The sequence below is a fragment of the Saccharothrix sp. NRRL B-16348 genome, assembly GCF_001280085.1.
Classification (GTDB): domain Bacteria; phylum Actinomycetota; class Actinomycetes; order Mycobacteriales; family Pseudonocardiaceae; genus Actinosynnema.
Genome location: NZ_LGED01000001.1, coordinates 396,645 through 409,468, shown reverse-complemented (window position 1 = coordinate 409,468; position 12,824 = coordinate 396,645). Strand labels below are relative to the sequence as shown.

The following is a 12,824-nucleotide window of genomic DNA, read 5'->3' as shown; positions in this document are numbered from 1 at the left end:
TGGTGTTCAATTGCGCCCCCTCACAGTCCTTTGGGCGTCAACGGCAGAGTAGGGGCACTCCCCCGACTGCGAGAAGTACCGATCGGCGAGGCTGATCGGCCCTGCCGAACTCCACTGACCGCTTACCGTGGAACGGCCACCGGCCAGCGCTATGACGTCCCGATCCGGGTTGAATCATCGCAATCTAAGTTCCGGTAAGCGAGTGAGCACGGAGAGGAACATGGTCGTGGACCTGATCGAGCGGGCGGTGACCACCCCTGGTGGGTCGGCAGCGCCTGCCGTCGCCACGACCGACGCCTCTCCGGCACCCCTGTCCGTCCAGGAGTCGACCGACCTCGACTCCGGATGGCGCGGCACGACCGGGCACCGTCGCTGGTGGCGGATTCGCTGCAGCGACGTGGTCGACCGGGAGCGCTGCCTCACCGTGATGGTCGACCGGGGCCGCGTGGTCCTGGTCGGTCCTCCCGGCGAGACGGCGGTCCTCTCGGCCGACCAACTCGTACAACTCAGGGCCGCGCTACGTGAGGCCGCCGAGCAGGCGGAAAGGTGACGGTGACGTTTCGGTGGACGAGATCCTCGGACAAGTTCTTCGCAACGCGGTGTGGGAGCGGTTGGACCTGCTCACAGAGCTGGCCAACGAGGCCGACGCCCCGTCCCTCCTGTCGGTGGCACGTTCCGAGCTCCCTCGGCTGACCGAGGGGTGGCGGGCGCTGCTCGCCGCGCACGAACCGGACGAGAAGGGCAACTGCCCCGAGTGCTCCGGACGGTGGCGGCAGCAGAAGAGCCCCTGCTCGGTGTGGCGCGCCGCGTACGAACACCTGGTCGCGGGCGGTTTGGCCCCGCGCCCGGCTCGCCACCTCCGATCGGCGCCGGTGACGCCTCCTGTCACGCGTTCGCGCCGGGGAATGGTGGTTCGAGCCCACTAACGGGCGGTCCCGACCTGTCGTTCCCCCGACGCGACCAGGTCGAGCACCCGCCTACTGGCCGGCGGTCCGGGACGTGCGAACCCCCGACCGCGACGAACGGACCGCCGGCCAGCTAAAGCTCCACCAGCACGACAACTACACAGACATCCGCGGGCCGGTGTTGTGCACACCTTCCCTCCCCGACCGACACTGGTCCGCGGGCACCACTCGGCCCTGATGTCCGCACCTCCCGCGCGGACATCAGGGCCGTTCGACGTGCTCAGGGTGGTGCCGCGGGTCAGCGGTGGGTGCCGGTGCGCCAGGTCAGGTACCCGGTCAGCCCGGGGAACAGCCGGCCGGCCACGTCGAACGCCTTGAGCTGCCACGGGAACACCACCTCGTCGCGCTCCCGCTCGACCACGTCGGCGATCCGCGCCGCGACGACCTCCGGCGTCACGGTCGGGATCAGCCTGGCCAGCGCCGGTATCCGCTCCTCGGCGCCGGGGTTGTTCACGAAGTACCGGCTGCTCACCTTGCCCGGGACGACCTCGCTCACCCCGACCCCGGTGCCGCGCAGGTCCATCCGCAGCGCCGCGGTCATCCCGCGCAACGCGTAGCGGGCCGCCGCGTACCCGGTCGCGCCGGGGATCGGCAGGCGGGACACCGGCGAGTTGACGTTGACCACCCGCCCCGAGCCGCGAGCCCGCATCCCGGGCAGGAACTCCCTGGTCAGGTGCAGTGCGGCGGTGAACGGCAGGGCGATCATCCCGGCCAGTTCGGGCGTCGGGGTGTCGTCGAGGAACAGCCAGCGGCCGACGCCCGCGTTGTTGACCAGCACGTCCGGCACGCCGACTTCCGCGACCACCCGTTCGGCGAGCGTGCGGATCCGGTCGACGTCCGCGAGGTCGGCCGGCACGGCGAGCGCACGCCCGCCGGTCGCCGTGATCCGTTCGACCTGCTCATCGAGCGCTTCACCGCTGCGTGCCACGAGCACGACAACCGAACCGCGCCTCGCGAGCGTCAGGGCCGTCGCCGCGCCGATGCCCTGCGACGCACCCGTCACCACGACCGTCTTACCCGCCAACCGCAAGCGAACTCCCCTCAAGCAGGCGAACGAACCTCACGCCACCGAACGGACCCTGGTCACGAGCGCCGCCGCGCACAGCGTGGCGACCGCCGACACGGCGAACAACCCCCGGTACCCGCCGAGCGACGCCAGCACGAACGTCGTGAGCAGCGGGGCGATCACCTGGGGCAGCGAGTTGGCGATGTTGAGCACGCCGAGGTCCTTGGCCCGGTCCGACGCGGCGGGCAGCACCTGCGTCAGCAGTGCCAGCGCCACCGCCCAGTACGCGCCGAAGCCGAACCCGAGCAGCGGCGCGGCGACCAGCGCGGCCGGCCACGTCGGCCAGGCGACCAGCAGCAACGCCGCGACGGCCATCACGCCGGCCGCCACCAGCACGTACGGCTTGCGGCGGCCGGTGCGGTCGGAGTGGGCGCCGACGGCGAACGCGCCGATCGCCAGCGCCACGCCGTAGAGCAGCATCAGCACCAGCAGGCCGTTCTCGGGTTCCGGGTGCCGGACCACGTCGCCGAGGAAGTACAGCAGGTAGAGCGTGCCGAACGCGTTGCCCAGGTTGATCATGAAGTGCGCGCACCAGGCCCAGGCGAAGTCCGGGTGCCGCCGCGGCGACACCCACAGCTCGCGCCACCGCAGCGGCGGGCGGGCGGCGAGCGGCAAGCGGGCGTCCGGGGTGATCAGCACGAACGCCAGCGCACCGGCCACGACCAGCGCCGCGCACGCCAGGTAGCCGTTCGCCAGGCCGGTGACCAGCACCGTCACCACGACCGCGCCCAGCACCGTGCCGAGCATCTGGGAGACGCCGACCAGCCCGCCGACCCTGGCCCGCTGCCGCACGGGCACCCGGTCGGGCACGGCGGAGGTGAGGCTGGCGAGCATCCCGTTCAGCCCGGCCTGCACCAGGCACCACCCGGTCACCATCACCCCGACGGTGGACGCGGACGACAGCACCACCAGGCCGGCGGCGCCGATGAGCGCGCCGGCCAGCGTCCACGGGTGCCTCCGGCCGAAGCGGGACGTGGTGCGGTCCGAGGACAGCCCGATCAACGGGTTCGCAACCAGCGCCACGAGCGCGCCCACGCCCGTGACCAGGCCGAACACCGCTTCCTTGCCGGCGGAGTCGAGCAGCTCGGCCTGCTGCGGCAGCAGCACCTGGATGGGCGCGTAGATGGCCAGCCAGAGCCCGAGGTTGGCCAGGAACAGCCACGTCATCCACGTCCGGCGGACCGGGACGACCGGTTCCGCCAACGCCGCCGAGGTCACTTCCCGATCCGATCGCGGTACCACTCGTACGAGGCACGCGGCGTGCGTTCCTGCGTCGCGTAGTCGACGCGGACGAGGCCGAACCGCTGCGAGTACCCGGAGTCCCACTCGAAGTTGTCCATGAGGGACCACACGAAGTACCCGCGCACGTCGGCCTTCAGCGCCTCCGCGATGTGCCGGTCCAGGTAGTCGATCCGCTCGGTGTCCTCCAGCGAGTCCGGGTAGCTGCACCCGCTCTCCGTCACGTACACGGGAGGCAAGTCGACAAATCGATCTCGCAACTGGGAGATCATCTCCGACAGCCCGGACGGCACGACCGGCCAGCCGAAGGCGGTCTTCGGGTACTCGTCGATGTCCACCAGCTCGAACGGCAGCGGGTTGCCCTCGGACGGCAGCCGCAGCCGGGTCGGGTTGTAGTAGTTCACGCCGTAGAAGTCGAGCGGCGCGGAGGTGATCGCCAGGTCGCCGTCCACGATCGGCAAGCGGTCGGCCAGCGAGTCCGGGTAGCGGCCGGCCAGCTGCGCGTCGGCGTAGAGCCAGTTGTGCAGCTCCGAGTAGGCCTCGGCGGCGGGCGCGTCGGCCGGCGTGGCGGGCCAGGCCGGTGTGTGGTTGTTGGCCGTGCCCACAGCGCGCGCTCCGGCGGAGCGCAGCGCCTGCACGGCGAGCCCGTGCGCCAGGTTGAGGTGGTGGGCGGTCGGCAGGGCGTCGTAGAGCAGCGCCTTGCCCGGCGCGTGCTGACCGGTGGCGTACCCGAGCAGCGTCACCATCGCGGGCTCGTTGATCGGGATCCACATCGCGACCCGGTCGGCCAGGCGGGCGGCGACCCGCTCGGCGTACTCGGCGAACCGGTGCGCGGTGTCGCGGTCGAGCCAGCCGCCCGCCTCCTCGACGGTCAGCGGCGTGTCCCAGTGGTACAGCGTGGCGACGGGCGCGATGCCGGATTCCAGCAGCTCGTCCACCAGCCGGTCGTAGAACACCAGGTCGCCCGCGAGCACCCGGGGCCACGACACGGAGAACCGGTAGGCGCCGACGCCGAGGGACCGCATCAGCCCGACGTCCTCGCGGTAGCGGCGGTAGTGGTCGCACGCCACGGACGCGTCGTGCCCCTCGAACGCCGGGAACGCGTCCCAAGTGGACGGTTGCCTGCCGGCGGCGGTGAACGAGCCCTCGATCTGGAAGGCGGAGGTCGACACGCCCCAGAGGAGGTCGTCGGCGCCCACGAAGTCTGCACCCAGGAAGTCATCCGGCACGGTCAAGCGAGCCTCCCAGAACGTGAAAGTGATTCGGATCGTAGGCGTGTTGCACCGCGAAGTGAAGTGGAAAGGTCCACCACCGGGCACTATGGAGTCCCGCCACCCATTCAGCAGGAGTCGCCGTGACCAGTACGACCCCGCTGCGCCGTCAGCCGGTGCAGCAGCGCAGCGCCAAGCGCGTCGAGCGGATGCTCGAGGCCTGCGCACAGCTCATCGAGGAGGTCGGCTACGACGGAGTCACCACGACATTGATCGCCGAGCGCGCGGGTGTCGCGGTCGGCTCGCTCTACCAGTTCTTCCCCGACAAACGGGCGGTCGTGCAGGCGCTGACCCTGCGGAACCTGGAGAAGTTCATCCAGACGGTGGACGGCCGGTTCACCTCGACCACCCTCGACCACTGGTGGGACGCCGTCGACTCGATCTTCGACGTGTACGTCTCGATGCACCGCGAGGTGCCGGCGTTCTCCAAGCTGCACTTCGGCGACGTGGTCGACATGCGGCTCCTCGACGACCGCCGCGACAACAACACGGTCATCTCCGACCGCATCGCGGAGATGATCTCGGCCAAGTTCGACATCCCGCTGGCCGAGCTGCAGCTCCCGATCTCGATCGCGGTCGAGGCCGCGGACGGCGTGCTCAACCTGGCGTTCCGCCGCGACCCGGCGGGCGACCAGCGGATCCTGGACGAGGCCAAGGCCCTGGTCCGCGGGTACCTGTCGACCCGGCTCCCGAGCTGACCACGGCCCACCCGGCCTTCTCCAGCCGAGATTTTCAGCCGAACGAGTGACCCTCGCCCCGGTAGGTGGGCACGGTCCGCTCCACCACGTCACCCCGCACGACGTGGTAGTGGGTGAACCGCTCGGCCAGCTCGCCGGCCTTGGCGTGCCGCAGCCACACGCGGTCGCCGAGGCGCAGCGAGTCGGCCGCCCGGCCCACCACCGGGGTCTGCACCTCGCCCGCGCCCTCCATCGGCAGCAGCTTCAGCCCGACCGGCAGGTACGGGCTGGGCTGGCGGTCGGGGGTCGCGGTGCCGGAGGCGACGTACCCGCCGGAGAACAGCGTGGCCACGTGCCGCTTCGGCCTGCGCACGACCGGCAGCGCGAACAGCACGGCGGGCTTGGGCTGGAAGCCGCGGTAGCCGTCGAACAGGGTCGGGCCGACGAGCCCGGAGCCGGCCGCGAGCTCGGTGACCGACGGGTCGGCTGCGGTGACCTCCAGGCTGCCCGTGCCGCCGCCGTTGACGAACTCCAGGTCGGCGACCCGGCGCACGGCGGAGACGGCGGCGGTGCGGCGTTCGACCAGTTCGGCGGCGGAGTGCCGCTGCATCCAGCGCAACACGGCGCCGCGCACCGGCCTGCCCGGCGGCTGGTCGCCGACGCCCGCGATCTGCCCTTCGTAGGCCATCACGCCGACCAGCCGGAACCCCGGCCGGCGCACGATCGCCTCTGCGAGAGCGCGCGCTTCACGTGCCGTGTGCACGGGTGAGCGGCGTGGGCCGATGTGCAGGCCGGGCACCGGTCGCCACGACACGTCCAGCTCCAGGCACACCCGGATCTCCGGGTGGTCGGGGCCGAGCACGGAGTGGACCAGGTCGAGGTGCGCGGTCGAGTCGACCACGATCGTGGTCCTGGCCCGCGCCTTGTCGTCCTTGGCGAGTTCGGCCAGCGCCGCCTGGTCGACGGTCGGGTACGCGACCAGGAGGTCTTCGGACAGGTCGACCGACGACAACCACAGCGCCTCGGCCAGGGAGTAGCACATGACGCCCGCGAAACCGGGCCGCGCGAGCACGCGTTCCAGCAGCGCGCGGACCCGGACGGACTTGCTCGCCACCCGGATCGGCCGCCCGCCCGCGCGGCGGACGAGGTCGGCCGCGTTGCTGTCGAAGGCGTCCAGGTCGACGATCGCGAACGGCGGGTCGTGCTCCTCCGTCGCGACGTCCAGGCGCGTGCGGTGCTGCATGGGCCTCACCGTACTTGAAAGGTGAATAGCTTTCACCTACGGTTCGTGGAACGCGTCACATCCGGAGGTGTGCATGGCGACCCCGTGGACGAACTGGGCACGCACCGCGTCCGCGAACCCGCACCGGGTGGAGCACCCGGCGAGCGTCGACGAGCTCGCCGCCGTCGTCGTGGGCGCGTCCAGTGTCCGCCCGCGCGGCAGCGGGCACTCGTTCACCGACATCGCGGTCGCGCCCGGCGTGGCGGTCGACCTCGACGCGTGGACCGGGATCGTCGACGTGGCGGGCCCGCTGGTGACGGTCCGGTCGGGGACGACGCTGCACCAGCTCAACGCGCTGCTGGACGTGCTCGGGCTGGCCCTGCCGAACCTCGGCGACATCGACGCGCAGACCGTGGCGGGCGCGATCTCGACCGGGACGCACGGCACGGGCGCGAAGCTCGGCGGCTTGGCGACGCAGGTCGTCGCCCTGGAACTCGTGCTCGCCGACGGGTCGGTGGCGCGGTGCTCGGCCGACGAGCGGGCCGAGCTGTTCGACGCGGCCAGGATCGGGCTCGGCGCGCTGGGCGTGATCACCACGGTGACGCTGCGGTGCGTGCCCGCGTTCGTGCTGCACGCGCGCGAGTTCCCCGGCCGGCTGGACGCGGTGCTGGACGAGTTCGACCACCTGACCGCGGTCGAGGACCACGTGGAGTTCCACTGGTTCCCGCACTCCGACCGGGTGATCGTGAAGCGGAACAACCGGGTCGACGAGCCGGCCGCGCCGCTGTCCGCGGTGCGGCGGTTCTACGAGTACGAGGTGCTGGAGAACAGCGCGTTCGCGCTGGTCTGCAAGCTGGCGAAGGCCGTGCCGGCGACCACCAGGACGCTCAACCGGGTGTGCGGGTCGCTGCTGTCGGAACGCGACTACCGGGACGTCTCACACCGGGTCTTCACCACGCCCCGGCGGGTGCGGTTCGTGGAGTCGGAGTACGCGGTGCCGCGGGCGGCGCTGCACGACGTGCTGCGGGAGCTGCGGGCCGCCGTCGCCCGTCTCGAGCACGGCGTGATCGTGCCGGTCGAGGTGCGGGTGGCGCAGGGCGACGACATCTGGCTGTCCACGGCGCACGGGCGTGACACGGCGTACATCGCCGTCCACCAGTACCTCGGGATGCCGTACCGGCGTTACTTCGACGCGTTCGAGCGGATCGCGGGTGCGGTAGGCGGACGTCCCCACTGGGGCAAGATGCACCGCCTCTCCGCCGACACCCTCCGCGACCTCTACCCGCACTTCGACGACTTCCGCCGGGTCCGCGCCGAGGTCGACCCGACCGGCAAGTTCACCAACACCTACCTCGACCGCGTCCTCGGCTGACGGGCCGGGATCAGAACGCGTCGGCGATCGGGGTGTCGCCGGAGATCAGCTCGTAGGTGCGGCGAACGGTGCCTGGGCGGTCCAGCAGTGCCACCACGACCGCTGCCACGTCGGCCCGCGGTACGGAACCCCGTAGCGGCTTCTCGGCCAGCTCCACGCGGCCGGTCGGCTCGTCGTCGGTCAGCCGGCCCGGCCGCAGGATCGTCCAGTCCAGGTCGCGTTCGCGCAGGTCGTCCTCCGCGGCGGCCTTCGCGGCAAGGTAGGCGTCGAACACCTCGTCGCCGGTGGTCCGGCCGATGCCGGTGGCGCTGATCTGGATGAACCGCCGCACGCCCGCCTGTTCCGCCGCCGCCGCGAACAGCACCGCCGCGGCCCGGTCCACGGTGTCCTTGCGCGCCACCCCGCTGCCGGGCCCGGCGCCCGCGGCGAAGACCGCCGCGCCCGCGCCGGTCAGCAGTTCCGCGACCGAAGCGACGTCCGTCGCCTCCAGGTCGCAGTGGACGGGGACACCACCCGCGTCCAGCACGTCCGCGTGGTGGTCCGGGTTGCGCACCAGCGCCGTGGCGCTGTCACCTCTCGCGGCCAACAGCCGCTCCACCCGCAACGCGATCTTGCCGTGTCCGCCCGCGATCACTACCCGCATGCTCCGACCGTAGGTCAGGACGCGGTCGCCAGCACCTGCTCGTACACGAGTTCGTTCACCCAACGGGTGGTCGCGGTGTCCTCGACCGGCACGGTCTCGTTGCGGCCGGCCACGTCCGTGCTCAGCTGGAGCTCCTCGTCGGCCAGCAGCACCGAGACGCCGTAGCGGCGCACCCGCGGCAGGCAGTTGGCCAGGTAGTCGTGCGTGAAGACGACCGACGTCGGCAGCACGGCGGCGGCGTTGCCGAAGCGGGCGAACGGCACCGCCGAGGCCAGCGCGGTCCGCCAGTGCCGGGCCACCGCCAGGACGCCGACGATCCGCACCGCGGAGGGCGGCACGCGGCCGTCCATCTCGGGCCACACCCAGGTGGACACCGTGGTCCGGTCCGTCTCGGGCGCCGCGCCCAGGCACAGCCGCTCGGCGTGCGCGTCGGCCAGCAGCTCCGCCACCACGATCACCTTGCGCCCCATGAGGACCATCTCGGGCAGCACCACGCCGTGCCAGCCGAGGCGCACCGCCGCGGAGGCGGCCAGCTCCTCGGCGGAACCGGGTAGTTCGGGAACCGGAACAGCGGTGGCCGACAGCGCCCTGGCGTCGTCGGTGTCCGCGATCCGTGCTGGTGTGCTGCTCACGCCAGGGCCTCCTCGGCAACCACGACGGGCTGTCCGCCGCGTTTCGACTCGTGCTCTGGGTAAGGCGTACCAGGTGGGACCGGCCGCACCACCGGGGCAAATGGCGTCCTGCGATCGGCGGCGTCGAGCGGTCGGTAACCGGTCGGCGACCGGCGGGGGGACTTCGGTCCGGCGGTGCTGCCGTCTGGGTGACCCCGGTGGTTCCCGAAGCCCGTGAAGCTGCTCAGCGTGTGCGTCGCTCGCCTGGAACGACCGCCGGACCGGGACCGGCGGCCACCCCGCCCACCGCACCACCGACCGCTCGCCGTGCGAAATCGACCGACCGCCCCGGAGCCACCACGTTCGGCCGCGGCTGGGCGGGTGACAGACATCACGCGCCCATCGGGGCCGAAAAGTCGAAAAAACCATGAAGTCCCACCCACGACCGTGGATGGGACTTCATGGTTTTGGTGGGCGAGGGGGGAGTTGAACCCCCACGTCCTTTCGGACACACGGACCTGAACCGTGCGCGTCTGCCATTCCGCCACTCGCCCGGAGCGACGTGGAGAACACTAGCATGGTCCCCGTCCGGGTTACCAATTGCCCCGTGTCCCACCACGTCAGCCCGGATACGATCGGTCTTAGAAGTCGACCGGGTCGGAGGGTTGCCGTGGGCCTCGTACAGCGCTTCGAGCGCCGTCTCGAAGGCATCGTCGGCAACACCTTCGCGCGTGTGTTCGGTGGCAACGTCGTCCCGCAGGAAGTGGCCCAGGCACTGCAGCGGGAGGCGGAGAGCAACATCCGCGAGTTGGCGGGTGGCAGGTTGCTCGCTCCGAACCACTTCCAGGTCCTGCTGGGTCCGCAGGACCACGATCGGCTTGCCGGGGACGGTCAGGATGAACTACGCATCACCCAGCTTCTGGGGGACTCCATCCGGGAGCACCTCGAAGAGAGCGGATGGGATACCTATGGTGACGTCGTAGTCTCCCTGGAGCGCTCCGACGCGCTGCACACGGGACAGTTCCGAACCAGCTCGTCCGTCGACCCCGACGTGAAAGTTGCCAGCCGACGGTCAGCACCACCTCGCACTGCAGGAGACGGATCCATGAGCCAGCCTCCCGGCTACGGACAAGGACAGGGCCAGCCCGCCTACGACCCCTATGCACAGGGCGGCTACGGCCAGCAGCAGCAGGGCTACGACCAGCAGGGTTACGGTCAGCAGCAACCGGGCTACGAGCAGGGCTACGGTCAGCAGCAGCCCGGCTACGACCAGGGTTACGGCCAGCAGCAGCCCGGCTACGACCAGGGCTACGGCCAGCAGCAGCCCGGTTACGAGCAGGGCTACGGCCAGCAGCAGGGCTACGACCAGGGTTACGGTCAGCAGCAGCCCGGTTACGGACAGCCCGGCTACGACCAGGGCTACGGCCAGCAGCCCGGTTACGACCAGGGTTACGGCCAGCAGGGCTACGGCCAGCAGCCCGGCTATGACCAGGGCTACGGGCAGCAGGGCTACGCCGACCCGGCGCAGGGCGGTTACGCGCCGCCGGCGGTCCAGTCCGGTCCCCGGCAGCTGAACGCGACGCTGCACCTCGACGACGGCTCCAACCGCACCTACAACCTCAAGCAGGGCGGCAACGTGGTCGGCCGCGGGCAGGAAGCGGACTTCCGGCTGCCCGACACCGGGGTCTCCAGGAGGCACCTGGAGATCACGTGGGACGGGCACAGTGCCATGCTCGCTGATCTCGGTTCGACAAACGGCACCACGGTGAACGGCACTCCAGTGCAGACTTGGCAGCTCGCGGAAGGCGACGTCGTCCGCATCGGCCACTCCTCGCTGGTCTACCGCACCCAGGGCTGAGCGGTCGATTCGGGCGTAGGCGTGACGGCACTCAAGTCAGGAGCGGTTACAACCGGTGCCAGAGCTGGTGATGCAGCTGACCAGAGCGGGTTTCCTCGTCCTGCTCTGGTTGTTCGTGTTGGCTGCGCTTCGAGTGGTCCGCTCCGATCTGTACGCGGCGTCGGGGCTCCGTGTCCCGACGCCCAAGTTCGGCAGAGGCGTTAGCAAGGCCGCCCGGGGCAACAAGGCGGCCCGACAGCTCGTCGTGACGCACGGCGCGCTGGCGGGCACGCGCATCTCCCTGGACGGCAGGCCGATCATGATCGGCCGCGCCGACGACTCGACGCTCGTGCTGGACGACGACTTCGCGTCGACCAGGCACGCGCGGCTGTCGATGCGCGGCACCGACTGGTACGTGGAAGACCTCGGCTCCACGAACGGCACTTATCTCGACCGGGCGAAGGTCACGGCCCCACTCCGGGTTCCGCTCGGCTCCCCGATCCGAATTGGCAAAACGGTGATCGAGCTGCGCTCATGACTCTCGTCCTTCGATACGCGGCCCGCAGCGACCGGGGCCTGGTCCGTTCGAACAACCAGGACTCCGTGTACGCGGGCCCACGCCTGCTCGCGCTCGCCGACGGCATGGGCGGCCACGCCGCGGGCGAGGTGGCCAGCAAGGTCGTCATCGCCGCCCTGGCGCCGCTCGACGACGACGAGCCGGGCGACGACCTGCTCGGCCAGCTGCGCGACGCGGTGATCGCCGGCAACGGCGCCATCTCCGAGCTCGTGCAGAGCGACCCCGACCTGGACGGCATGGGCACCACGCTCACCGCCGTGCTGTTCGCGGGCTCGCGGCTGGGCATGGTGCACATCGGCGACTCCCGCGCCTACATGCTCCGCAACGGCACGTTCACGCAGATCACGCACGACGACACGTTCGTGCAGTCGCTGATCGACGAGGGACGGATCACCGAAGAGGAAGCGGCCACGCACCCGCAGCGCTCACTGCTGCTGCGCGCGTTGACCGGCCACGAGGTGGAGCCGAGGCTGATGGTGCGGGAGGCCCGTCCGGGCGACCGCTACCTGCTGTGCTCGGACGGCCTGTCCGGCGTGGTCAGCATGGAGACGCTGGACGAGGCGATCCGCATCCCGGACCCGCAGGCGTGCGCGGACCGGATGATCGAGCTGGCGCTCAAGGGCGGCGGCCCCGACAACGTGACGGTCGTCGTCGCCGACGTGGTCGACGTCGACTTCGGGGAGGACGCGCCCATAGTGGGCGGCGCGGCCGGAGACGGCAGCGAAGACCCGCCACCACCCGACTCGCCCGCCTCGCGGGCGAGTTCCATCACCGGGCCGCGGCCGATCCCGCAGCGGGTCGAGCCGATGCCCCAGCCGGACCCCCGGCGGGCGCGCGGCAACCGGCTCAAGGCGCTCGCCCTGGTGATCTTCCTGCTCCTGCTGGTGGTCGCGGCCGGGCTGGGCACCCGCTGGTACGTCCTGCGCCAGTACTACGTGGGCGAGGGCGACAACGGCGAGGTGTCGGTGTTCCGCGGCGTCACCGGCAGCGTGTTCGGCTTCGACCTGCACCGCAAGGTCGAGGGCTCGTGCCCGCCGGGCGCGCAGGCGTGCGAGCCGATCACGGTGGAGGACCTGAAGGTCGCCACCCGGGACGTGGTGCGCAACGGCATCACCGACGTGGACGGCCTGGAGGGCGCCCGGGAGGCGATCCGCAGGCTGCGCACGGAGCAGACGTTGCCGTTCTGCCCGAAGGACACGGCCGAGAGCACCACGGGCACGTCCACCACCGCCGCGCCGCCGACGGCAACCTCGACCGAGGCGCCCGCGTCCACCACTGTGGAGGGAACTCCGCTCACCACGCCCGTGCCGCAGCCGGGCACGGATTGCCGAAAGGGTCAGTAGT

13 protein-coding genes and 1 tRNA gene are annotated in these 12,824 nt (G+C 71.2%); 7 read left to right on the top strand and 7 right to left on the bottom strand.

Annotated features, from left to right (window positions below):
• The first annotated feature begins 202 nt into the window (after positions 1–202).
• Both ADK67_RS02005 and ADK67_RS02000 read left to right on the top strand, forming a co-directional pair.
• On the top strand, positions 203–550 hold the full coding sequence (locus tag ADK67_RS02005; RefSeq protein WP_053714585.1) for a hypothetical protein: 348 nt from the start codon (positions 203–205) through the stop codon (positions 548–550).
• 13 nt (positions 551–563) lie between these two features.
• Positions 564–926, top strand: a complete 363-nt coding sequence (locus ADK67_RS02000) for a hypothetical protein (RefSeq protein WP_053714584.1) — start codon at positions 564–566, stop codon at positions 924–926.
• Between the two features lie 277 nt (positions 927–1,203).
• On the opposite strand, the gene ADK67_RS01995 is transcribed toward ADK67_RS02000, so the two are convergent.
• The 3 genes from ADK67_RS01995 to ADK67_RS01985 are packed head-to-tail and all read right to left on the bottom strand — an operon-like array spanning position 1,204 to position 4,505.
• On the bottom strand, positions 1,204–1,995 hold the full coding sequence (locus tag ADK67_RS01995) for an SDR family NAD(P)-dependent oxidoreductase (protein WP_053714583.1): 792 nt from the start codon (positions 1,993–1,995) through the stop codon (positions 1,204–1,206).
• A gap of 30 nt (positions 1,996–2,025) precedes the next feature.
• The gene (locus tag ADK67_RS01990) at positions 2,026–3,198 is read right to left on the bottom strand and encodes an MFS transporter (RefSeq protein WP_082403156.1); all 1,173 of its coding nucleotides are present in this window, start codon (positions 3,196–3,198) and stop codon (positions 2,026–2,028) included.
• Between the two features lie 47 nt (positions 3,199–3,245).
• Positions 3,246–4,505, bottom strand: a complete 1,260-nt coding sequence (locus ADK67_RS01985; RefSeq protein ID WP_231647966.1) for a glycoside hydrolase family 1 protein — start codon at positions 4,503–4,505, stop codon at positions 3,246–3,248.
• A 119-nt stretch (positions 4,506–4,624) separates the two neighbouring features.
• Here ADK67_RS01985 and ADK67_RS01980 point away from each other — a divergent pair, with 119 nt between their 5' ends.
• Entirely contained in the window at positions 4,625–5,239 is a 615-nt protein-coding gene (locus tag ADK67_RS01980; protein ID WP_053714581.1) for a TetR/AcrR family transcriptional regulator, read from the top strand.
• Positions 5,240–5,273: 34 nt separating this feature from the next.
• On the opposite strand, the gene ADK67_RS01975 is transcribed toward ADK67_RS01980, so the two are convergent.
• Entirely contained in the window at positions 5,274–6,461 is a 1,188-nt protein-coding gene (locus tag ADK67_RS01975; protein WP_053714580.1) for an amino acid deaminase/aldolase, read from the bottom strand.
• Between the two features lie 73 nt (positions 6,462–6,534).
• On the opposite strand from ADK67_RS01975, the gene ADK67_RS01970 reads away from it, so the two are divergent.
• Positions 6,535–7,812 (top strand): D-arabinono-1,4-lactone oxidase, encoded by a 1,278-nt coding sequence (locus ADK67_RS01970; protein WP_053714579.1) that lies wholly within the window; start codon positions 6,535–6,537, stop codon positions 7,810–7,812.
• Positions 7,813–7,822: 10 nt separating this feature from the next.
• Here the strand turns inward: ADK67_RS01970 and ADK67_RS01965 are convergent, their stop codons facing one another.
• From ADK67_RS01965 to ADK67_RS01955, 3 genes are all read right to left on the bottom strand, one after another.
• A complete protein-coding gene (locus ADK67_RS01965) occupies positions 7,823–8,455 on the bottom strand; it encodes an NAD(P)-binding oxidoreductase (RefSeq protein ID WP_053714578.1) in 633 nt (210 codons plus the stop codon).
• A gap of 14 nt (positions 8,456–8,469) precedes the next feature.
• Positions 8,470–9,087 carry a hypothetical protein gene (locus tag ADK67_RS01960; protein ID WP_053714577.1) on the bottom strand — a complete coding sequence of 206 codons (618 nt, stop codon included), beginning with the start codon at positions 9,085–9,087 and terminating at the stop codon, positions 8,470–8,472.
• Positions 9,088–9,534: 447 nt separating this feature from the next.
• Positions 9,535–9,620: transfer RNA gene (locus ADK67_RS01955), tRNA-Leu, on the bottom strand.
• Positions 9,621–9,736: 116 nt separating this feature from the next.
• Here ADK67_RS01955 and ADK67_RS01950 point away from each other — a divergent pair.
• The 3 genes from ADK67_RS01950 to ADK67_RS01940 are packed head-to-tail and all read left to right on the top strand — an operon-like array spanning position 9,737 to position 12,823.
• Positions 9,737–10,924, top strand: coding sequence for a DUF3662 and FHA domain-containing protein (locus ADK67_RS01950; protein WP_053714576.1), 1,188 nt, complete (start codon positions 9,737–9,739; stop codon positions 10,922–10,924).
• Between the two features lie 55 nt (positions 10,925–10,979).
• Complete coding sequence (locus ADK67_RS01945) at positions 10,980–11,441, top strand: FHA domain-containing protein FhaB/FipA (RefSeq protein WP_053714575.1); 462 nt, start codon at positions 10,980–10,982, stop codon at positions 11,439–11,441.
• The gene (locus ADK67_RS01940; RefSeq protein WP_053714574.1) at positions 11,438–12,823 is read left to right on the top strand and encodes a PP2C family protein-serine/threonine phosphatase; all 1,386 of its coding nucleotides are present in this window, start codon (positions 11,438–11,440) and stop codon (positions 12,821–12,823) included. The genes ADK67_RS01945 and ADK67_RS01940 overlap by 4 nt, the downstream gene beginning before the upstream one ends.
• The last annotated feature ends 1 nt before the right edge of the window (position 12,824 follow it).